This is a genomic window from Collinsella sp. BA40 (assembly GCF_008014645.1).
Taxonomy (GTDB): domain Bacteria; phylum Actinomycetota; class Coriobacteriia; order Coriobacteriales; family Coriobacteriaceae; genus Collinsella.
Genome location: NZ_VOWY01000007.1, coordinates 66,869 through 87,660 on the forward strand (window position 1 = coordinate 66,869; position 20,792 = coordinate 87,660).

At 61.6% G+C, this 20,792-nt stretch carries 18 protein-coding genes and 2 pseudogenes; 17 read left to right on the plus strand and 3 right to left on the minus strand.

Annotation, left to right across the window (positions count from 1 at the left end):
* The first annotated feature begins 148 nt into the window (after positions 1-148).
* From kdpA to E4J93_RS02870, 9 genes and pseudogenes are all read left to right on the plus strand, one after another.
* Complete coding sequence (kdpA, locus tag E4J93_RS02825) at positions 149-1,972, plus strand: potassium-transporting ATPase subunit KdpA (protein WP_147587974.1); 1,824 nt, start codon at positions 149-151, stop codon at positions 1,970-1,972.
* 16 nt (positions 1,973-1,988) lie between these two features.
* Complete coding sequence (kdpB, locus tag E4J93_RS02830) at positions 1,989-4,043, plus strand: potassium-transporting ATPase subunit KdpB (protein WP_006722307.1); 2,055 nt, start codon at positions 1,989-1,991, stop codon at positions 4,041-4,043.
* Between the two features lie 12 nt (positions 4,044-4,055).
* Complete coding sequence (gene kdpC / locus E4J93_RS02835) at positions 4,056-4,646, plus strand: potassium-transporting ATPase subunit KdpC (RefSeq protein WP_147587975.1); 591 nt, start codon at positions 4,056-4,058, stop codon at positions 4,644-4,646.
* A 753-nt stretch (positions 4,647-5,399) separates the two neighbouring features.
* Positions 5,400-7,319, plus strand: coding sequence for a tetracycline resistance ribosomal protection protein Tet(W) (tet(W), locus tag E4J93_RS02845; RefSeq protein WP_147587976.1), 1,920 nt, complete (start codon positions 5,400-5,402; stop codon positions 7,317-7,319).
* A 52-nt stretch (positions 7,320-7,371) separates the two neighbouring features.
* Positions 7,372-7,596: pseudogene (locus tag E4J93_RS02850) on the plus strand (DUF4368 domain-containing protein); the annotation flags it as partial.
* Between the two features lie 183 nt (positions 7,597-7,779).
* Positions 7,780-8,835, plus strand: coding sequence for a helix-turn-helix transcriptional regulator (locus E4J93_RS02855; RefSeq protein WP_147587977.1), 1,056 nt, complete (start codon positions 7,780-7,782; stop codon positions 8,833-8,835).
* Between the two features lie 186 nt (positions 8,836-9,021).
* On the plus strand, positions 9,022-10,392 hold the full coding sequence (locus tag E4J93_RS02860) for an FtsX-like permease family protein (protein WP_147587978.1): 1,371 nt from the start codon (positions 9,022-9,024) through the stop codon (positions 10,390-10,392).
* Between the two features lie 41 nt (positions 10,393-10,433).
* Positions 10,434-11,153, plus strand: coding sequence for a metallophosphoesterase family protein (locus tag E4J93_RS02865; RefSeq protein WP_147587979.1), 720 nt, complete (start codon positions 10,434-10,436; stop codon positions 11,151-11,153).
* A 223-nt stretch (positions 11,154-11,376) separates the two neighbouring features.
* Complete coding sequence (locus tag E4J93_RS02870) at positions 11,377-12,984, plus strand: CTP synthase (protein WP_147587980.1); 1,608 nt, start codon at positions 11,377-11,379, stop codon at positions 12,982-12,984.
* Positions 12,985-13,013: 29 nt separating this feature from the next.
* On the opposite strand, the pseudogene E4J93_RS08250 reads toward E4J93_RS02870, so the two are convergent.
* Positions 13,014-13,178 (minus strand): annotated as a pseudogene (locus E4J93_RS08250) (5-methyltetrahydropteroyltriglutamate--homocysteine methyltransferase); the annotation flags it as partial.
* Between E4J93_RS08250 and E4J93_RS08070 the strand changes: the two are divergent.
* The 7 genes from E4J93_RS08070 (at position 13,178) to E4J93_RS02905 (ending at position 17,413) form a co-directional block, all read left to right on the plus strand.
* Positions 13,178-13,327 carry a hypothetical protein gene (locus tag E4J93_RS08070; RefSeq protein WP_187231584.1) on the plus strand — a complete coding sequence of 50 codons (150 nt, stop codon included), beginning with the start codon at positions 13,178-13,180 and terminating at the stop codon, positions 13,325-13,327. The pseudogene E4J93_RS08250 and the gene E4J93_RS08070 sit on opposite strands and share 1 nt — an antisense overlap.
* A gap of 182 nt (positions 13,328-13,509) precedes the next feature.
* Positions 13,510-14,337, plus strand: a complete 828-nt coding sequence (locus tag E4J93_RS02880) for a hypothetical protein (protein WP_147587981.1) — start codon at positions 13,510-13,512, stop codon at positions 14,335-14,337.
* A gap of 7 nt (positions 14,338-14,344) precedes the next feature.
* Positions 14,345-14,686 (plus strand): hypothetical protein, encoded by a 342-nt coding sequence (locus E4J93_RS02885; protein ID WP_147587982.1) that lies wholly within the window; start codon positions 14,345-14,347, stop codon positions 14,684-14,686.
* Between the two features lie 19 nt (positions 14,687-14,705).
* The gene (locus E4J93_RS02890) at positions 14,706-15,044 is read left to right on the plus strand and encodes a hypothetical protein (RefSeq protein WP_147587983.1); all 339 of its coding nucleotides are present in this window, start codon (positions 14,706-14,708) and stop codon (positions 15,042-15,044) included.
* Positions 15,045-15,142: 98 nt separating this feature from the next.
* Entirely contained in the window at positions 15,143-16,048 is a 906-nt protein-coding gene (locus E4J93_RS02895) for a hypothetical protein (protein ID WP_255431887.1), read from the plus strand.
* Positions 16,048-16,518 (plus strand): hypothetical protein, encoded by a 471-nt coding sequence (locus E4J93_RS02900; protein ID WP_147587985.1) that lies wholly within the window; start codon positions 16,048-16,050, stop codon positions 16,516-16,518. The genes E4J93_RS02895 and E4J93_RS02900 overlap by 1 nt, the downstream gene beginning before the upstream one ends.
* A gap of 265 nt (positions 16,519-16,783) precedes the next feature.
* Positions 16,784-17,413 carry a helix-turn-helix domain-containing protein gene (locus E4J93_RS02905; protein WP_147587986.1) on the plus strand — a complete coding sequence of 210 codons (630 nt, stop codon included), beginning with the start codon at positions 16,784-16,786 and terminating at the stop codon, positions 17,411-17,413.
* Between the two features lie 90 nt (positions 17,414-17,503).
* Here the strand turns inward: E4J93_RS02905 and E4J93_RS02910 are convergent, their stop codons facing one another.
* Positions 17,504-17,938, minus strand: coding sequence for a hypothetical protein (locus E4J93_RS02910; RefSeq protein ID WP_147587987.1), 435 nt, complete (start codon positions 17,936-17,938; stop codon positions 17,504-17,506).
* A gap of 894 nt (positions 17,939-18,832) precedes the next feature.
* On the opposite strand from E4J93_RS02910, the gene E4J93_RS08255 reads away from it, so the two are divergent.
* A complete protein-coding gene (locus E4J93_RS08255) occupies positions 18,833-20,002 on the plus strand; it encodes a helix-turn-helix transcriptional regulator (protein ID WP_255431888.1) in 1,170 nt (389 codons plus the stop codon).
* Between the two features lie 98 nt (positions 20,003-20,100).
* Here the strand turns inward: E4J93_RS08255 and E4J93_RS02920 are convergent, their stop codons facing one another.
* Positions 20,101-20,721, minus strand: a complete 621-nt coding sequence (locus E4J93_RS02920; RefSeq protein WP_147587988.1) for a helix-turn-helix transcriptional regulator — start codon at positions 20,719-20,721, stop codon at positions 20,101-20,103.
* Positions 20,722-20,792 lie beyond the last annotated feature (71 nt).

A 20,792-nucleotide genomic window follows, 5' to 3' on the forward strand; every position in this document is an offset into this window, starting at 1 on the left:
ATCCGCTTGAAGGGCCGGGTGTACGAGGGCTATCCGCACTTGGAAAGGTTGGAAACATGAACGTCCTCATCCCGATCATCGGCATCACCTGTATCGGACTCTTGATCTACTACATCTACATTCTCATGAGGAGCGATTCGTAACCATTATGAATGCTGTGATTCAGTACGTACTGTACTTCGCCGTGCTCGTCGTCCTGGCCGTTCCTCTCGGGCGGTTCATGGCTCGTGTCATGGACGGCGGGCACACGTTTCTCTCTCCCGTGCTCGGTCCGGTCGAGCGCGGCATCTACCGTCTGCTGCGCATCGATGATGCCGAGCAGATGGGCTGGAAGCGCTACCTGGTGAGCGTCCTTGCCTTCTCGGGCATCGGGTTCGTGGCGCTCATTGCGCTTCAAATGCTTCAGGCCGTCTTGCCGGGCAACCCGCAGCACCTGCCGGGCGTGCCGTGGGACCTGTCGTTCAATACGGCGGCCTCCTTCATCACCAATACCAACTGGCAGTCCTATTCCGGCGAGACCACCCTGTCCTACCTCGTGCAGTTCATGGGTCTCACCGTGCAGAACTTCGTTTCCGCCGGCACCGGTATCGCGGTCATGTTCGCGCTGATCCGCGGTTTCCGTCAGGTCAAGGAGCAGGGCCTGGGTTCCTTCTGGGTCGACCTCACCCGCACCGTCCTGTATGTGCTCATCCCGCTGAACCTCGTGTTGGGCGTCTGCCTGGCTGCCGGTGGCGTCATCTCCAACTTCCAGCCGGCTCGGAAGGCTGAGCTCGTAGAGCCCGTCGCCGTCCAGCCTAATGCAGACGGCGGCTGGAGCGTCATCGACGGCGCCCAGATCGAGGGTGACACGGTCAAGGTCGATGGCAAGGTCGTTGAGGGCGCGCGCGTGGTCACCGAGCAGTTCCTGCCCCAGGGTCCCGCGGCTCCTCAGGTCGCCATCAAGCAGTCCGGCACCAACGGCGGCGGCTTCTTCGGCGTGAACTCCGCCCATCCGTATGAGAACCCCAGTGCCTTCACCAACATCATCGAGATGACCAGCCTGTTGCTGATCCCGGCCGCCTGCTGCTTCACCTTCGGTATCGGCGTCAAGAACACCAAGCAGGGCAAGGCCATCTTTGCCGCCATGTTCATCTTGCTGGTGATCTTCACCGGCACCATCGCCGTCAACGAGCATGCGGGTACCCCGCAGCTGGCCGATGGCGGAGCGGTCAATATCGAGATGACCGACGGCCAGGCCGGCGGCAACATGGAGGGCAAGGAGAGCCGCTTCGGTATCGCCGCCTCCTCCACGTGGTCGGCTTACACCACCGCCGCTTCCAACGGCTCGGTTAACTCCATGCACGACTCCTACACCCCGCTGGGCGGTTTTGTCCAGATGCTTCAGATGGCTCTGGGCGAGGTCGTCTTCGGCGGCGTGGGCTGCGGCCTGTACGGCATGATCGGCTTCGCCATCCTCACGGTGTTCATCGCCGGCCTCATGGTCGGACGCACGCCGGAGTTCCTGGGCAAGAAGATCGAGCCGGGCGAGATGCGCTGGGCAGTTGTCCTGTGCCTGGCAACTCCGTTTGCCATTCTGGTGTGCTCGGCCATCGCTTGCATGGTGCCCGGTCTTGCCGACCAACTCAACAATGGCGGCGCGCACGGCTTCTCCGAGGTGCTGTATGCCTTCACCTCATGCGGCGGCAACAACGGCTCGGCGTTTGCAGGCATGAACTGCAACATTCCCTGGATCAACGTCATGCTCGGCCTCGAGATGCTATTCGCCCGCTTCATGCCCATCATCGGCACGCTGGCTATCGCCGGCTCGCTGGCCAAGAAGGGTAAGGTCGCCGAGAGCGCCGGCACCCTGTCTACCACCAACGGCATGTTCGTATTCCTGCTCGTGTTCATCGTTCTGCTGATCGGTGCCCTGAGCTTCTTCCCGGCCCTGGCGCTTGGCCCCGTTGCCGAGTTCTTCCAGATGATTGCGTAAAGGAGGGCGCAGATTTATGGCTATGCAAAAAGACATGATGGGCCGCGCGGTCCGCGACTCGTTTGCCAAGCTGGATCCTCGCGTCCAGATTCAAAACCCGGTCATGTTCCTGGTGTGGCTTTCCGCCGTCATGACCTCCGTCCTGGCCGTCGCTTCCATCTTCGGTGTGCAGGACGCGGGTGTGCCCACCTACTATGTGGTCGCCATCGCGGTCATCCTGTGGCTCACCGACCTGTTCTCGAACTTCGCCGAGGCGCTTGCCGAGGGCCGCGGTAAGGCTCAGGCCGATTCCCTGCGTGCGGCCAAAAAGGATGTCGAGGCCCATCGCATCGAGTCCGTTGAGGATAAGGAGCACTTCACCGTCGTTCCCGGCACCGAGCTCACGCGCGGCGACCTGGTGATCGTACGCGCCGGCGAGCAGATCCCCGGCGACGGCGACGTCATCGAGGGCGCTGCCTCCGTTGACGAGTCCGCCATCACCGGCGAGTCCGCTCCCGTGGTCCGCGAGGCCGGCGGCGACCGCTCTGCCGTTACCGGCGGTACCACGGTGCTGTCCGACTGGATCGTCGTCAAGATCTCCAGTGAGCCCGGCCAGAGCTTCCTGGACAAGATGATCGCGATGGTCGAGGGTGCCGCGCGCAAGAAGACTCCCAACGAGATCGCTCTAGAAATCTTCCTGGTGGCCCTCTCCATCGTCTTTATCCTGGTCACGCTGGCCCTGTATTGCTACTCCTGCTTCTCGGCCGGTCTTAACGACATGGTCAACCCCACGGCCGTGACCACGCTTGTGGCGCTGCTCGTGTGCCTAGCTCCCACTACCATCGGTGCGTTGCTGTCCGCCATCGGCATCGCCGGCATGAGCCGTCTGAACGAGGCCAACGTGCTGGCCATGTCCGGTCGCGCCATCGAGGCCGCCGGCGACGTCGACATCCTCATGCTCGACAAGACCGGCACCATCACCCTGGGTAACCGCCAGGCCGCCGAGTTCATCCCGGTCGACGGTGTCGATCCCGCGGAGCTGGCCGATGCCGCTCAGCTTTCCTCGCTGGCCGACGAGACTCCCGAGGGCCGTTCCATCGTCGTGCTCGCCAAGGAGCAGTTCGGTTTGCGCGGTCGCACGCTTGAGGATAAGGGTATGGAGTTCATCCCGTTCACCGCGGCAACGCGTATGTCCGGCGTGAACTACGAGGGCAATGAGATCCGCAAAGGCGCTGCCGATTCCGTGCGCACCTATGTGGAGGCAGCCGGCGGCGTGTTCTCCCAGGAGTGCGACGAGGTCGTCGAGCGCATCGCCAAGGCCGGCGGCACCCCGCTGGTCGTGACCAAGAACTGCCGCGTGCTGGGCGTTGTGTACCTCAAGGACATCATCAAGTCCGGCGTTAAGGAGAAGTTCGCCGACCTGCGCCGCATGGGCATCAAGACCATCATGGTGACGGGCGACAACCCGCTCACCGCCGCGGCAATCGCCGCCGAGGCCGGCGTTGACGACTTCCTGGCCGAGGCCACCCCTGAGGGCAAGCTCGAGAAGATCCGCGAGTTCCAGCGTGAGGGCCACCTGGTCGCCATGACCGGCGACGGCACCAACGACGCGCCCGCTCTGGCCCAGGCCGACGTCGCCGTGGCCATGAACACGGGCACCCAGGCTGCCAAGGAGGCCGGCAACATGGTCGACCTCGACTCCAGCCCCACCAAGCTCATCGAGGTTGTGCGTATTGGCAAGCAGCTGCTCATGACCCGCGGTTCGCTCACGACCTTCTCGGTGGCCAACGACGTGGCGAAGTACTTCGCTATCATCCCGGCCCTGTTCTCGCCGATCTACCCGGGCCTTGGCGCGCTCAACATCCTCGGTCTGGCAAGCCCGCTGTCCGCGGTTCTTTCGGCCATCATCTATAACGCGCTCGTTATCGTCGCGCTGATCCCCGCCGCGCTGAAGGGCGTTAAGTACCGCGAGGTCCCGTCCGGACAGCTGCTGACCCACAACCTGCTCGTGTGGGGTCTGGGCGGCATCGTTGCCCCGTTCGTATTCATCAAGCTCATCGACATGCTGCTCGCGTTCTGCGGCATTATGTAAGTGGAGGTTTGTATGTTCAAAGGTGTTGCATCGCGTGCACTGGGTGTGTTCGCGCTGTTTACCGTTGTCTGCGGCCTGGGCTATACGCTCGTCGTGACCGGCATCGCCCAGGTTGCGTTCCCGTATCAGGCGAACGGTTCGCTCATCAAGGTCGACGACAAGATCGTGGGCTCCGAGCTGATCGGTCAGAACTTTGAGGATGAGGACCACATGTGGGGCCGTATCCAGAACGTGACTATCGTCGAGGGGGAGGACGGCGGGCTCATGGCCTACGGCGCTCCGTCCAACCTCTCCCCGGCGAGCGAGGAGTACCGGCAGCTTGTGGACGAGCGCGTCGAGAAGATTCGCGCCGCCAATCCCGACGCCGGCATGGATGCCGTGCCCGTCGACCTGGTGACGTGTTCCGGCTCAGGGCTCGACCCCGAGATCTCTCCCGATGCTGCCGAGTACCAGGTACCGCGCCTGGCAAAGGCTACCGGCAAGAGCGAAGGCGAGGTGCGTGACATCATCGCCCAGTGCACCAAGGGCCGATTCCTGGGCGTCTTCGGCGAGCCCACGGTCAACGTGCTCAAGGTGAACCTCATGTTGGATGGCGTGCTGTAGGCGGCGTTTTCGACTAGAGATGCTTGCATGCCCCCGGTGCGATCGCGCCGGGGGCATGATTGTTTTAACCAGCGGTTAGATTTCCTGCCGAAATGCTCATGTACGGTAAAGAAGCAAGCAACCGAAAACAATAGATAGACCGCCAGCACTACACTATTCCGAACCAAAGACCAAAAGATAAGCATTTTGAGAAAATCTAAACTTTTGGATTTTCCTACAATGCCGACTACGGCGGAATCCCTCCCACTCCTTATATATTTCTTTCTGTATACATTGAATTTGTATTTAGTAAAATGCAGACAACACCACGGATCGGCTTTTGGCTGGACAATTCCAACCAAACACCGCAGCAGACAGTAGAAACCATTCTGAACGTTAGGAAGCCGGTATGATTGTTACATATAAGGGGAAGAAAAATTTCTTTTAGATACTTGTTTTCCTAAAACTGATGTGATATAATAATTCAAAACCAGAAAAGGAGTAAAAAATATGCAGCAAGGTATTCTTAAATAAAACTATAATCAAATAGTGGGAACAAAGGATTATGATAGTCCCTTTTGTAGGGGCTTAGTCTTTTGTACCCAATTTAAGAATACTTTTGCCTTATCAATTTTGACATATCCCCAAAAACAGCACTCACAAACAGGTGTATGCTGTATATGTGTATGTCCGAAATTATCATCCCCAGTGGTAAAAGTATTTTACTGCTGGGGATTTTTATGCCCTTCGGGGCAGTAAAGGGAGGACAATCACATGAAAATAATCAATATTGGAATTCTTGCCCATGTAGACGCTGGAAAGACGACCTTGACGGAGAGCCTGCTATATGCCAGCGGAGCCATTTCAGAACCGGGGAGCGTCGAAAAAGGGACAACGAGGACGGACACCATGTTTTTGGAGCGGCAGCGTGGGATTACCATTCAAGCGGCAGTCACTTCCTTCCAGTGGCACAGATGTAAAGTCAACATTGTGGATACGCCCGGCCACATGGATTTTTTGGCGGAGGTGTACCGCTCTTTGGCTGTTTTAGATGGGGCCATCTTGGTGATCTCCGCTAAAGATGGCGTGCAGGCCCAGACCCGTATTCTGTTCCATGCCCTGCGGAAAATGAACATTCCCACCGTTATCTTTATCAACAAGATCGACCAGGCTGGCGTTGATTTGCAGAGCGTGGTTCAGTCTGTTCGGGATAAGCTCTCCGCCGATATTATCATCAAGCAGACGGTGTCGCTGTCCCCGGAAATAGTCCTGGAGGAAAATACCGACATAGAAGCATGGGATGCGGTCATCGAAAATAACGATAAATTATTGGAAAAGTATATCGCAGGAGAACCAATCAGCCGGGAAAAACTTGTGCGGGAGGAACAGCGGCGGGTTCAAGACGCCTCCCTGTTCCCGGTCTATTATGGCAGCGCCAAAAAGGGCCTTGGCATTCAACCGTTGATGGATGCGGTGACAGGGCTGTTCCAACCGATTGGGGAACAGGGGAGCGCCGCCCTATGCGGCAGCGTTTTCAAGGTGGAGTATACAGATTGCGGCCAGCGGCGTGTCTATCTACGGCTATACAGCGGAACGCTGCGCCTGCGGGATACGGTGGCCCTGGCCGGGAGAGAAAAGCTGAAAATCACAGAGATGCGTATTCCATCCAAAGGGGAAATTGTTCTGACAGACACCGCTTATCCGGGTGAAATTGTTATCCTTCCCAGCGACAGCGTGAGGTTAAACGATGTATTAGGGGACCCAACCCGGCTCCCTCGTAAAAGGTGGCGCGAGGACCCCCTCCCCATGCTGCGGACGTCGATTGCGCCGAAAACGGCAGCGCAAAGAGAACGGCTGCTGGACGCTCTTACGCAACTTGCGGATACTGACCCGCTTTTGCGCTGCGAGGTGGATTCCATCACCCATGAGATCATTCTTTCTTTTTTGGGCCGGGTGCAGTTGGAGGTTGTTTCCGCTTTGCTGTCGGAAAAATACAAGCTTGAAACAGTGGTAAAGGAACCCTCCGTCATTTATATGGAGCGGCCGCTCAAAGCAGCCAGCCACACCATCCATATCGAGGTGCCGCCCAACCCGTTTTGGGCATCCATAGGACTGTCTGTTACACCACTCCCGCTTGGCTCCGGTGTACAATACGAGAGCCGGGTTTCGCTGGGATACTTGAACCAGAGTTTTCAAAACGCTGTCAGGGATGGTATCCGTTACGGGCTGGAGCAGGGCTTGTTCGGCTGGAACGTAACGGACTGTAAGATTTGCTTTGAATACGGGCTTTATTACAGTCCGGTCAGCACGCCGGCGGACTTCCGCTCATTGGCCCCGATTGTATTGGAACAGGCATTGAAGGAATCAGGGACGCAACTGCTGGAACCTTATCTCTCCTTCACCCTCTATGCGCCCCGGGAATATCTTTCCAGGGCTTATCATGATGCACCGAAATACTGTGCCACCATCGAAACGGTCCAGGTAAAAAAGGATGAAGTTGTCTTTACTGGCGAGATTCCCGCCCGCTGTATACAGGCATACCGTACTGATCTGGCCTTTTACACCAACGGGCAGAGCGTATGCCTTACAGAACTGAAAGGGTATCAGGCCGCTGTCGGCAAGCCAGTCATCCAGCCCCGCCGTCCAAACAGCCGCCTGGACAAGGTGCGCTATATGTTTCAGAAGATAATGTAACGTCTTGCGCAATGCAAGCGTTCATTGCTGGCTATTGCGAAATATCATTGTGCAGGAGGAACTTTCCAAGTCGCAGGCCGCCACCGTCAACGCCGAGAAATTCATGGGGATTGTGAGAAAGCACCTTGCTTTTGAAGAATTGACCCCCACCCTCTTGCGGGAAATGATTGAGAAAATCGTCGTGCATGAGTGCAGCTATGACGAGAACGGCACCCGCAGGCAGGACATTGAGATTTATTACAGCTTTGTCGGCAAGATAGACTTGCCGGAAGCCTAACGCCTGACCTATCCGACACAGCCCTAAGTGCCGGATAGGAACGGCATAATTTTTTACACTTCTATTACTTCTTTATCGCACATTAGCAAAACATGAGGGCGTGTCAATTGTGCTGACGGTCGCTAGCTGATGAAATGGATGCTAAGCAGCTGCGGTATATCGTCTTTAGGCGAAAGGAAAGACATGCACATCTCAGAGATAATTCGCTCTCGCCGTCGTGAGCTCGGTATGACTCAGGAGCAAGTGGCGCAGCGTCTCGGTGTTTCGGCTCCGGCGGTCAACAAATGGGAGCGCGGGATATGCTATCCGGATATCACGCTCATCCCTTCGCTTGCCCGCCTGTTCGAAACGGATGCAAACACGCTGTTGTCGTTCGAGCCGGAGTTGGGAGAGGAAGAGAACCTGGCAATACAGCGCGAGGTCGATCGACTGGTGCGTGAAGAGGGATACGAGGCGGGCTTCGATTACGCGCAGGAGAAGATGCGCCTATATCCGACGAGCGATGAGCTGGCTATCGTTCTTACGCAGTATCTCGACGGTTCGCTCATGCTTCGGCAAATACCGGGTGCCGAGGGGTATCGGCCCGTGCTTGACGATGCGTATGCGCGTTTGGCGAAGAGCGTTGTGCCGGCAGTGAGGGATCAGGCGTCCGCAATGCTCATCGCGAAAGCCATGCAGGAAGAGCGGTATGAGGATGCCCAGCGTATCCTGGACGGCATCCCCGACCGCACGGTGGATAAGGAGGAGCGCCAGGCGATCTTGTATGCGCGCGAAGGAAAGGACGAGGACGCCGCGCGCACTTGGGAGGCCCGCGTGATTCGCATTGCCGCCGATTTGATGGGGGCGATTGTCGGGTTGATCGAAATTGCGTTGAGGGATGGCCGCAAAGACGATGCGCTCGAGTGCGCGCACCGCGCTCAGCTGGCATTCGAGGCACTTGGTCAGCCTGCATGGATGAGTCTGATGCCGCGGCTGGCGGCCGTGACGGCATCGGGCGATTCTGGTGAGGCGATTGAGCTTCTTGACGCCGTCATGGCCTCGTTGCATGGGGGCGACTCCGCGGCACTCCAGGGTCCGCTTTACCGTTATTCGGACCTGAATGACTTGACCGACTTGACGTCCAGGATGGGTGCGCTGCTGCTTTCGGAAGTCGAGAATGAAGACGAGTATGCTTTTGTGCGCGCAGTCCCCGCCTACCGTTCGTTCGTGGAGAAATGGAAGGCCGTGGGTTCGGTGTAGGGAACTCGGTCCGGTCATCCAAAGTGCGGGTGTTTTCGGTCGTGAACGGAGCGGTTATCTTTACTTTGGTTCGCTTCGAGGATGAGAGCCTTACATTTTCGTATGCCGCGCGTAAGCCGAATCGATGGCACGGGAGGGACGAGTTCACGAGAATGGGTGCGGTAATAACCCTTGGAAGGACTCGCCATGCAGCTATATCTCAAGCTCGCCCTCGGCAACGTGCGTCGCGGCGCACGTGACTACTCGGTGTATTTCGCGACGCTCGGGTTCGCGGCATGCCTGCTGTACTCGTTCGTCGCCTCGACCGACCATCTGCGCGCCATGGGGCTCTCGCCCGAGCAGCTGGGCGTGCTGGGGAGCGCGGGCGATATCCTGCAGGCGTTCTCCGTCTTCACGGTGCTCGTGTTCCTCTTCCTGGTGCGGTATGCCAATCGGTTCCTGCTCCGCCGGCGCAAGCGCGAGTTCGCCCTCTACGAGCTGTGCGGCATGGGGCGCGGTGCGGTATCGGTCGTGCTCGTGGCCGAGACGGCGCTCGTGGGTGCCGGCGCGCTGGCGTGCGGTTTGGCGGCGGGTGCGGCACTGTCGCCCGCGTTCGGCGCGGTCGCGGCCTTCGTGTTCGACGCTCCCTGGCGGCTCGCGTTCTCCTTCTCGCCCGACTCCGCGGCATGGACCGCCGGATGCTTTGCCGTGGTGTTTGCGGTGAACGCTGTGGACGGCGCGCGCGATATCGCGCGGCGCCCGCTGATCGAGCTCATGTCCGCTGAGCGTGCGCCGGAGCGCATGCGCCTCGGCGGTCGGGTCGTTCGGGGCGGCCAGGCGGTGCTCGCCGCGGTCCTGCTCGCGGTCGTATGGGGCTCGTGCGTGTTCCAACCGGTGTACTTCATCGCGTTCATCATCCCCATGGGCTTCGCCGCCTGCTTCGCCACGTCGCTCGTCGCGCGCCTGGGCGTGGCCGCATGGGGTGAGCGGGCGCGCGAGCGCTCCGAGCGGTACTGGGACGGGCTCACCGGCTTCACGGTGCGGCAGGTCGAGGCGCGCGTGTCCAGTACCTCGATGGCGCTCGCCTGCGTATGCGTGCTCGTCGCCGTCGCCGTGTGTATGATGGTCGCGGGATTCGTCTTCAGCATCGGGCTGCGCACGCCCGAGATGGTCTCGGCCGGCATCGCGGCGTCGATGGCGCCGATCGGCTACATCGGCATCTTCTACGGGGCGGTGTTCCTGCTAAGCGCCGTCGCGGTGCTCGCACTCCAGCAGCTTTCGGGCGCGGTCGATGCACGGCGCGCGTACGGCGTGCTGGGGCAGCTCGGGTGCGACCGCGCCCTTATGCGCGCGTCCGTGCGCCGGCAGCTCGCGCTCTACTTCGCCGCGCCGCTCGCCGGGGCTCTCGTCCACGATGTATTCGGGTTGTTCCTCGTCGCGTTCCTCGCGTTCGCGCTCGGTGCCGAGGGCCTGTTCGCGATCGTTGCGGGTGTGCTCGCCTTCACGGTCGGCCTCATGGCGACGTACGGGGCGATCACCGCCCGCGCCGTCGAGCGGGTGGTGCTGCCGAGGGTATGATTATCGGACTATGTCACTCCGCGTGACGGGAGGTCCGTCTCATGATTTGGTTTACATCGGACACGCACTTCGGCCATGCCAACGTGCTGAATTTCACCGATCGCCCATTTGGCGATATCGCGCATATGAATCGCGCGCTCATCAACGCGATCAACGAGCGTGTGGCGCCCACCGACGACCTGTACATCCTCGGTGATTTCTCGTATCAGATGACCGCGGTCGAGGCGGCGGCGCTGCGCTCGAAGATCAATTGCCGCAAGGTGCACATCGTGCCGGGCAATCACGACAAGGACTGGACGCACAAGGACGTGGCGGGGACGTTCATCGTCGAGCCGCCCATCGTGCGTATCAACATCCACGGGCAGAAGATTGTGCTGTCGCACTATCCGCTCATGGAGTGGCAGTCCATGTCGCGCGGGTCCTGGCATCTACATGGGCATATCCACAGCGCGGGTAGCGTGTATAACGAGCTCAACCGCAAGCAGGGCCTCATGCGCTATGACGTGGGCGTGGATGCGAACGACCTGGCGCCGGTGAGCCTGGAAGAGATTCGCGCCTGGTTCGAGGGCGTGGAGTTCTACGGCCGTGCCCGCTGGTGGGAGTGGGTGAACGGGACGGGTGATCCTGCGGTGGCCGAGGATTGCGAAGCGGTCCGCGAGCTCATGGTCGAGGTGGATCGCGACCATGCGACCGCGCAGGAGTCTGCGGAGGCGTCGCGGCGTTGCGCCTCGGCGCTGCGGGAGCTCGGACTCGGACGCTAGCACCACGCGGAGCACCGGCCTTCACCGCGGCCTTCGCTTCGAATGCATGGGACTTCAACCTCAAATTAGGGACTGTCCCTCATTTGAGGTTGAGAGGGGCAATCGTTTCCAGTGCGTGAATTCGCCATGCTCCCCATCGTCATGGTAGGCGGGTAGTACACTGAAATCCCGTGGAAGCGCCGGACTCCGGTGCAGATTTCGACGGGAAGTGCAGGTAAACACCATGACAAAGCATATATTCGTGACCGGCGGCGTGGTCAGCTCGCTGGGCAAGGGCATCACCGCGGCATCGCTGGGGCGTCTGCTCAAGTCGCGCGGCTACCGGGTGACCATGCAGAAGGCTGACCCGTATCTCAACGTGGACCCGGGCACCATGAGCCCGTTCCAGCACGGCGAGGTGTTCGTCACCGAGGACGGCTACGAGAGCGACCTCGATCTCGGTCACTACGAGCGTTTCATCGACGAGAACCTCACGCGCGACTCCAACTTCACCACGGGCGCCATCTACCAGGACCTCATCGCGCGCGAGCGCCGCGGCGATTTCCTCGGCGGCACGGTGCAGGTCATCCCGCACGTGACGAACGCCATCAAGGCCAAGTTTCGCGGCGTCGAGGAGCAGACGGGCGCCGACGTGGTTATCACCGAGCTCGGCGGCACGATCGGCGACATCGAGGGCCAGCCGTTTGTCGAGGCCATCCGCCAGTACAAGAAGGATGCCGGCGCCGAGAACGTCTGCTACATCCACGTCTCGCTCGTGCCCTATATCGCGGCGGCCCACGAGGTAAAGACCAAGCCGACGCAGCACTCCGTCAAGGAGCTGCGGAGCTTCGGCATCCAGCCCGACATCATCGTGCTGCGCAGCGACCATCACATCGACGACGACGTGCGCGCCAAGATCGCCTCGTTCACCGACGTGGACGTGGATTGCGTGTTCACCTGCGAGGACGCCCCGTCCATCTACGATGTGCCGCGCATGATGGCCGAGCAGGATTTCGACCTGCGCGTCTGCGAGCGCCTGGGGCTCGATCCGCACGAGCGCGACATGGCGGATTGGGAGGGGTTCCTCGCTGCGAAGGACCATGCGGAAAACGAGGGCGACCCCGTGAAGATCGCGCTCGTGGGCAAGTACACCCAGCTGCCCGACGCGTACCTCTCCGTCATCGAGGCGCTGCACCACGCGGGCACGCACCTGGGCAAGCACGTGGAGCTCGAGCTCGTCGATGGCGAGGCGCTCTCCGATGACAACGTCGAGCAGGTGCTGGGCGACGCATCGGGCATCCTCGTCCCGGGCGGCTTCGGCAGGCGCGCCTTCGACGGCAAGGTCGCCGCTGCCCGCTACGCGCGCGAGCACCAGGTGCCGTATCTGGGTATCTGCCTGGGGATGCAGGTCGCCGTGTGCGAGTTTGCGCGCGACGTGCTGGGCTATGCGGACGCGAGCTCGTCCGAGTTCGATCCGCAGTGCGCGCACGCCGTGATCGATCTGCTCGATGAGCAGGAGGGCGTGACCGAGAAGGGCGGCACCATGCGCCTTGGCGCGTATCCGTGCGCGCTCGTCGCAGGCACGCTCGCTGCGGAGGCATACGGCGAGGCGCTCGTTCAGGAGCGCCATCGTCATCGTTACGAGTTCAACAGCGCGTACCGCGAGGAGCTGGAGGCGGCCGGATTGGTCGTGTCCGGCATGAGTCCGGATGGCGAACTGGTCGAGATGGTCGAGCTGCGCCGCGACCTGCACCCGTGGTTCGTCGCCACGCAGGCGCATCCCGAGTTCAAGAGCCGCCCCACGCGCCCGCATCCGCTGTTCCGTGAATTCGTCCGCGCCGCCGCGGAGTAGGCGTGCCACGTTCTCCACGAGTCTTTTAGTTATGCGCCCCAGACCTCCTCGGCGATGCTGCGCACGAGCGCGATCTTGGCCCACTGTTCGTCTTCGGTGAGCTTGTTGCCGATCTCGCAGCTGGCAAAGCCGCACTGCGGGGAGAGGCAGAGGTCCTCGAGCGGGACGAAGCGCGCGGCCTCGTGGATGCGGCTTGGGCTGCAAGATCGCGAGCTACAGCGCCGACGACGGCTACAGCCCCATGGGCAACGGGACCTACGCGCTCGAATGGGATGGCTCCGATCCGTGCTTCACCGCTCTTGGTACCCCTGCGAACCCGGTGAGGATGTATCCTGCGGATTGAAGTTGGCTCGCGTTACCCCGGCGCCGCGGATTGGTGCTGCGCCGAGCCGGTGAATCTCGCGCATGCCGACCCTTTCTTTCTTTTACCGAACCGCCGTTATGGGTTGTTTCGCCACGTGCTAGATTCGTCTGAATCATCGGCCCGGGGACGGATCCGGGCCGTCCGGACACGAGCGAGGCGCCATGGCACGTTTAACCACCGCACGGGATCGCAAGCAGGGCGCTGCCGCCATCATCGGCTGCGTGTTCCTCTTCACCGCGTTCGGCGTGCTGGTCTACGGCCGCTTCGCCACCAGCGTCGGGGCCTTCGCGCTGTACAACCGCGCCGCGGTCGGCGTCGGGTTCATGCTCTTCGGCGTCTCGTTGCTGTGCTTCACGCCCCTTCTCTACCTGCAGCGCATGCATCGCCGCCACGTCGATCCGGCTGACCTCGCCCGCGAGCTCAAGGGCATCGCGCTCGGGTTCCTCTGCTACGTGGTCCCGTTCTTCCTCGCCATGGGCGCCCTCTCCTCTGCGGACAGCACCGGGATGTTCGGGCTCGCGCTCATGGTCGCCTTCGGCGCGATCCCCTTCGTCTACCGCCGCCACCGCAAGAAGGATCCCATCTCCTACAAGCACACCGGGTCCGCCGCGCTCATATTGTTCTGCGTCGCGATGGCGGGCTTCGCGTTGGTTGGCGGCGCGTTCTCCTGCAGCGAGATGCTCGATGACCTCGAGGGCGGCTGGAAGCAGGAGCGCTTCGCTTTCTACGAGGCCGAGATCAACCGTCCGCGCGGCCGCGGGGCGGCGTTGTCGCCCACCACGTTCGAGGTCTCGCTCTACAAGGACGGCGAGTCTGTCAGGACCGGGCACGTGGACGCGCGCCTCAGCGTCAACGCCGACGAATGGCCCGAGGTCGCCCTCGTGCTCGACGAGCCGATGGCGGAGGTGCGCTGGTATCCCAGGACCCGTACCCTTGTGGGCGCGCAAGACGTCGACGGACCCGCCACCGCGGGCGACCCGATAGGGTAGGGGGGCGATGATGCCTGGTAATGAGCCCGAGGGCCCTCTTGCCGCCGTGTCCGGCGGCTGCCCGCGCCATAGGGGAGCCGGGCGCCTGTACAGTCCCGGCGGCTGCGGGTGCGCCCTGCTCATGGCGCCCGTCGTGGCATTGGGCGCGGGCATCGCGCTGGTGCTGATGGGGATGGCCGCCGTGGCGCTGCTCGGATTCGTCATAGCCATCGTGCTGACGGTGCGCGAGGCGCGCCGGGCCCGCGCGGGCTCGAGCGCTCGGACGGGCATGGTCGTCTTGATCGGCGCCCTGTACCTTCTGTGCGTCCCGTATCTAGCGTTCTTCACGTGGTTCTGGTTCATTGATTAGCGATCGAGGGGAGCTTGCCGTGATCGGATTTTGCATCGCGCACATGGATGAGGATGTTCGCCGCGGCATTATCGCGGCGCGCTATTCGGAGATGGAGCTCGAGGGCGTCCGTTGCCGTCTCCAAAGGCAGGTCGAGGAGCGCACCAGGGCCATGTCCGGGGTGCTGGCGGTCTTCGCCGCCTTCGATGGGATGCTGATCATGACGGGCTCGTCGCCCTTCGTGCTGGCAGGTATGCTCGCGGTCGAGGGGATCGCCCTCTATGTCGCCTGGTATCTGCAGGCCGGCCGCCTGAAGAGCCAGTACAACGCCGCGCTCCGCCGCGGATACCCGGGCCTCGAGCGCCTGAGGATTCGCTAGATCCTTCGTTCGGCGCCCGTCGAGTTGTCTCGCGCTGTTTCGGACGGTGCCTTCCGGATGGGATACAATCCCCTCAACGTATTTTGGAGATGGTGACGATGAACGAGAAACCCGTACCGCCCGTTTTTGCGCCCGAGCCCGACCAGCCGCAAGGCGCCCCCGCGCAAGGGGAGGGCCGCTCGGCGTATGGCGGCATGAGCGCCCAGGAGACCGTGGACGCCTATCTCGGGCGGCTGCGCTCGATTAAGGCGCAATCCATCGCGCTGGTCATCGCGAATGCCGTCGCGATGGTCTGGTTTATCGAGAGGGGGCACGTCGCCTTATATTTCTTCGGCTTCGTCCTCCTGTTCGCCATCGTGCTCATCGCGCGGGCGCGCATGGCGTCGCTGTTCGTCAAGCTGAGCGAGGTGGTGTCGCAGGATTGCGACCCTGCGCGCTACCGCGCCGTGCTCGACGTCCTCTCTGCGCGCGACCGCTTCGGCCGCTCCGCGAACGCCATTGCCATCGAGCTCGCGTACTGCGATTACCTCGAGCTCGACAGCGCCGGCGCGCTGAGCCGGCTCGGATCCGTCTCCTTCAAGCGGCCGGACAATCCGAGGTGGTTTCGCGTCATGCAGGTCGAGTTTCTGAGCCGCGTCGACACCGGCGACCTCGACGGCGCGCGCGACACGCTGTCCAGGCTCTCGGCGTTCCGTACGAGCTTCAAGGAGGGTTCGCGCAACCGCGCCGTCATCGATTCCCAGATCGCCGATTTCACCGTCCTGGTCCGCCCTCCCGCCGAGCGGGACGCCGCCGACGCTGCGCGTATGCGTGAACGCATGGCTCTGGCCGATTACCACCAGCAGCGCGCGAACTGGCAGCTCTACCTTGCCGAGTACGAGCTGCTACATGGATCGCCCGAGGAGGCGGCGCGCCTGGCGTCCGATGCCTTCCTCGAGCCGCTCACGCCCCGCATGGAGCGCCTGCGCGCCGATGTCCTGTCAGGGCTGGAGGTGAGCGCGTGATGGAATACGCCGTCTTCAGGCTCGCGATGCGATCGCTGGTCTTCCTCGTCGCGTTTGTCTTCTGCGTCTCGCACCTCGTGCGCAAAAGGGACTTCATCGACGCCGTCTTCCGGAGCCCGGACGAGGTGAGGAAGAGTTTCAGCGGCAGGAACGACGTCCTGTTCCTGAGGGTTTTGAACATCGTCCCGATGGTCGTGGCGGTCGCCACGGCGGCCTTCCTCGTCTGCGCCCTCCTCGACGTGCCCCGGATCATGGGCGGGGATTACCTCAGGGTCGAGGGCGTCGCGGTCGGCCGCGCGCACGGCGGGGCGGACGTTCCGAGCGAGCGCCGAGGCATCTCGGTGCGCGACGGCGAGACCGGCGAGGTCGTCGACCTCACGGTGTTCTCCGGATACGTCGACGACGGCGAGGGGCTCGCGGTGGAGTACCTGCCGCACACGGGCTACGGCGCGATCGTCGAGCGGGGCTGACGGATATTTGATATGTTCGCTGACCGCATCGAAAGAGATGCTTGCGGAAGAAGCAGGCGGGCTTCTGCTTGCTTGATGCCCGAATGCTCGTCGACCTCCTGTTGGCAGCGGCTCGCAAACCGGTCTCAGATGCTTAGATCATACCGTTCATCTAATTTAAAAGCGCAGGTGAGCCGCTTGATAAGTATTTTTACGGACGCTTTCCGGTCCATGTGCTATAACCATCTGAAACATCTCCGGGGATGCATGAAGCGAAGGAGGGGCAATGGAGGTCGGAAACCGGATTCGTCGTGAGCGGCAGCGGCTTGGGATTTCTCAAGAGGAACTTTCTCACCGAGCATATGTATCGCGCCCGACGCTTTCGCATTGGGAAACGGGCAGGACGCTCCCCGACGCGCAATCCCTGCTGGTTCTTTCCGAGATATTCGGAACGAGCATTGATGAGCTCGTGAAAGGGGATGTTGCAGAAATGGAAGAGATTGTCGATCGCGAAGCGCGGGTGGCCATAGGTAGGACGCTCGCGCTTGCCTGCGTTGCCGTAGGTGCGGGAGTCTGTCTTGTCGCGGTCTCTTTTACCGCGCGCTATCTGGTGGGTTCCGTCGCATTTTACTCGATGACGCTTTTGAGCATGGTGATGGGCTTTACGGTGATGACACGGGCGGGCGAGAGGGCCGTATCCGCTGCATCAGCCGCCGGGGTGCTTGCCGAGTTGGCTGCGGGCAAGTGCGCCGCTGCGGAAAAGGTCGTGCTTCGTGAGCGATTGGCCCACGAGATCGCGCGCGATGGCGTGCGCGACCCATACGCTCGCCTTGTATTGAGCGCAGCGTGTGCGGTAGATATCGCATGCATGCTCGTGTGGTTTGCGACACTTATCCGGCCTGGTTTATTTGCGTGATGTCGCCGTTCCGACGCACGCGCTTGCCTTGCGCTTAATCGGGGTCGCTATGATGGGCCTGGTTTATTTCGGAGGTCATTGGGGACATCATCAATAGCCCCAGTCGACAACCTTCCATGGGGCGCCTTGCGAGGGCCTGGTGAGAATCCATTGCCAGCCTTCGTATCTTTCGTTCGGCGAGAAGCCCTCGTCAGCTGCCCGCCAGTCTGTCGTGAATTCGGATAGCACGACGATGAGGTCCCCTTCGCCTTTTTGCCCATGCTCGAGCATTTCGTCCAGATGCCGGGTTTCGACTTCGCCGTCATAGCGGACCTCATCGAGCGTGCATCCCTCGAATTCCGACGCGAACTCCGTCTCGATGGCATTGAATGCGGCGAGGATATCGGCTTCGGTATAGCGGTCCGTGGATTGCGCGATGCGCTCGACAGATTTCACGTTTCCACCGGAGGGGCCGACGAGCGCCACCAGGATGCCAAGAGCGGCAAAAGCGCCCGCTATCGCGACGAGAGCCGTTTTCCTGTTCATTGCGCCCCCTTGGGATTGCCGGGTTGAGTGCTCGGATCAAGATTCCTCAACGGTAGGTGACATCGATGTGAATTGCAACGCGGCGAGACCCGCTTTGTTTTGAATTCCGCAAGCTGTAGCGAGCGGTTTGAGGCGTACTTTCTTTGCAGGGCGGGGCTGCGCCGAGCTGTTTTGTCGCAACGCTGGGGCCCGATCATTAGAAAACGGCGCCGAGCTCGCGTAGCCCGGCGCCGCCCAGAAACCCGCGGGTGGCGTGCAGGGGCGCCGGAAAGCGGGTATACTGGTAACGACTAGGGAGGCGTACGCCCTCCTGGATTTAGCTGGTGGGGTGAAACCCGCACGAACAGCCGCTCCTGCCAGGGCGGCTGTTCCCTTATGTGGCGAGTCTCACCCCTCGGCCGTTAGAGAACGGCAAGAACAAATAGCGTGATCGATAGAACGAGCACGGCAGCTGCGAGCAGCATTGCGGTGAACTTCGCCATGGGAACCCTCCTAACCCCCTGCAAGGACTCGGAGGGCACCGCCCATGTCGCTATGTCCAGTATACCATATAATACGAACATATGTTCTAGTTGGTAAGTGGTGGCCTGTCCTGACGGCATCGGGCGGTGCGATTCCGCATTGCGCTTCTGCTGTACCTTGTCTCCCTGGGGAATTGGGGTGCAATCCTTCTCATTTGACGTCTGGTCAATCTACCTGCGGTTTGCAACCGCAGGGTGCCTGCAAGTTGCGTAAAATGAAGCGCTAAGTTGGTGGTTCTCGCCGTGCGGCAACCGTAGTGTGTAAGTCGCCGGCAGGAATAACACCAAATGCTGGGATGCCGAACCCGAGTCGCAGCATTGCCTTGGCGCTGCGTCTCACGAGTCCTCGCGCCAGCCAACGAGAGGACCCATCATGAGCTTCCGCACCAACCTGCAATATCTGCGCGCAGAGCGCCGCATGACCCAGGAGCAACTCGCTATGTTGCTCGGGGTGTCCCGCCAATCCGTCACCAAATGGGAGGCCGAGAAGTCCTACCCGGAGATGGACAAGCTCATCAAGATGTGCCAGGTCTTCGAGTGCTCGCTGGACGATCTGGTGACCGGGGACGTGTCCAGTCGCGGGGTTTCTGGCCGGGAGGACCTGGACGGCCGCTCCGTGGCGTGCGCGCCCACACCGATTGTCGACGGCGATATGCCTGCAGCCTCGTTGGTCGTCGCGGCGCACGACGCTTCCCTCGGCGCGCCCGCGGGGCCTGCGCGCGCACGTTTCTCCGCTGGTGCCTGCGCTATTCCCGCCGGTCCAGCTTCGGATGTATGTGGTTACGACGAGCATATGGTCACCTTTGCTCGCAAAATCGCGATCGGCGTCGTGCTTTTTATTCTCGGTGCGGCGGCCGCCATCTTCACCGACGAGGTCATGCATTCGGACGGTATCGTCCTCCTCGCGACGTTCGCGTTCGTTGCCACCGGCCTCGCATTTACCATTCCCGCGGGGATCGACCACGCCGCATTTGCCAAGGCGCACCCCTACGTCGCCGATTTCTATACGGTGGAGGAGAAGGCGACGGCCCGCCGCCGCGCGTCGATCGCGATCGTGGCCGGCATCGCGATGATTCTGCTCGGGGTCGCGTTGGCCGGTTTGTTCGAGGTCGAGTTCAACGTGCAGGTATACGGCGATTCGCTGATGATGGTGCTGGTCGCGCTCGGCGTCGGGACGATCGTCTACTGGGGCATGCTCTGGGGGCGCACGGACCTTGCGGACTACAACAAGGAGTGGCTCGAGACCGTTGAGCTGAGCGATGACGAGTTGGCGCAGCTCGACCAACAGAGCCGCGAGGCGTACCTGCGCGTTAGCAACCCCAGGCATCGCGGCGCCGCCGATCGCAAGGAGAAGGCCTGCATGGTGATCATGCTCGTCGCCACGATGGTGGCGCTGGTATGGCTTTTCGGCACGTCCGCCATAGGCGCGTCCGAGGGTGTCTCCGGTCTGTTCTGGCTTCCCTGGCTCGTTGGCAGCCTGGCTAGCGGAATCGCTCTGGTCGTCATCGACGATGACGACGTCCAGCCTGGGAGCGATTGCTAGGCGACGGCTCCTCCATCGTGCCATTGGTTCATCGGACGAATCGTGTCCTTCTCGCGCCCCGCGGCACCGAGCATTCGGCCGCCGCGGGGCGCGTCCGTCTAATTCAGCAGCCCCCACGCGGTAAAGCCGAGTGCACCGCCGATGAGCGCCGCGGCGAGGAAGGTCAGTAGGTCATACGCCAGTCGGTGCTTCGTCGGCCATGCGCGGCGGGGGAGTGCCCGCGGATCGCGCTCGATCTCTGCTTCGCCGTTCATGAACGCGAGGATCTCGCGGTAGGTCACCAGGTCGTTCTCGCGCTTGATGCGCTCCAGGACCGTCGCGACGAGAAGCGCGCCAACCGCCGGGGCAAACACCATCCCCGCTGCAAGGCCCGTGCCCCAAGCCCTTTCCAGCCAAGTAAAGGCGGGCGACAACAGCAGGGCAAATGCCAAGACAAGTAGTGCGACCATGAGCAGGGCGAGCCGTACCATGCGCTTTCCCGCGAGCTTGCGGTCCCTCTCGACAGCCTCTTCCATAACGGTCACGTCTCCCTTCACGAGCGTGTCTATGGAGGTGTCGAACAGGATGCTCAGCATGAGCAGGCTCTGGACGTCCGGATACGTCTTGTCCCGCTCCCAGTTCGAGATGGTCTGGCGCGATACGTAGAGCTTTTCGGCGAGCTGCTCTTGCGAGAGGCCCATCGCCTCGCGACGCGTCTTGATCTGGTTGCTGATGTCCATCGTCACCTCCCGGTTGTGAAGGAGCGTCCCGCGGTCGCCGCGGCCGCGCCATCAAATCTGCCGTACATCTT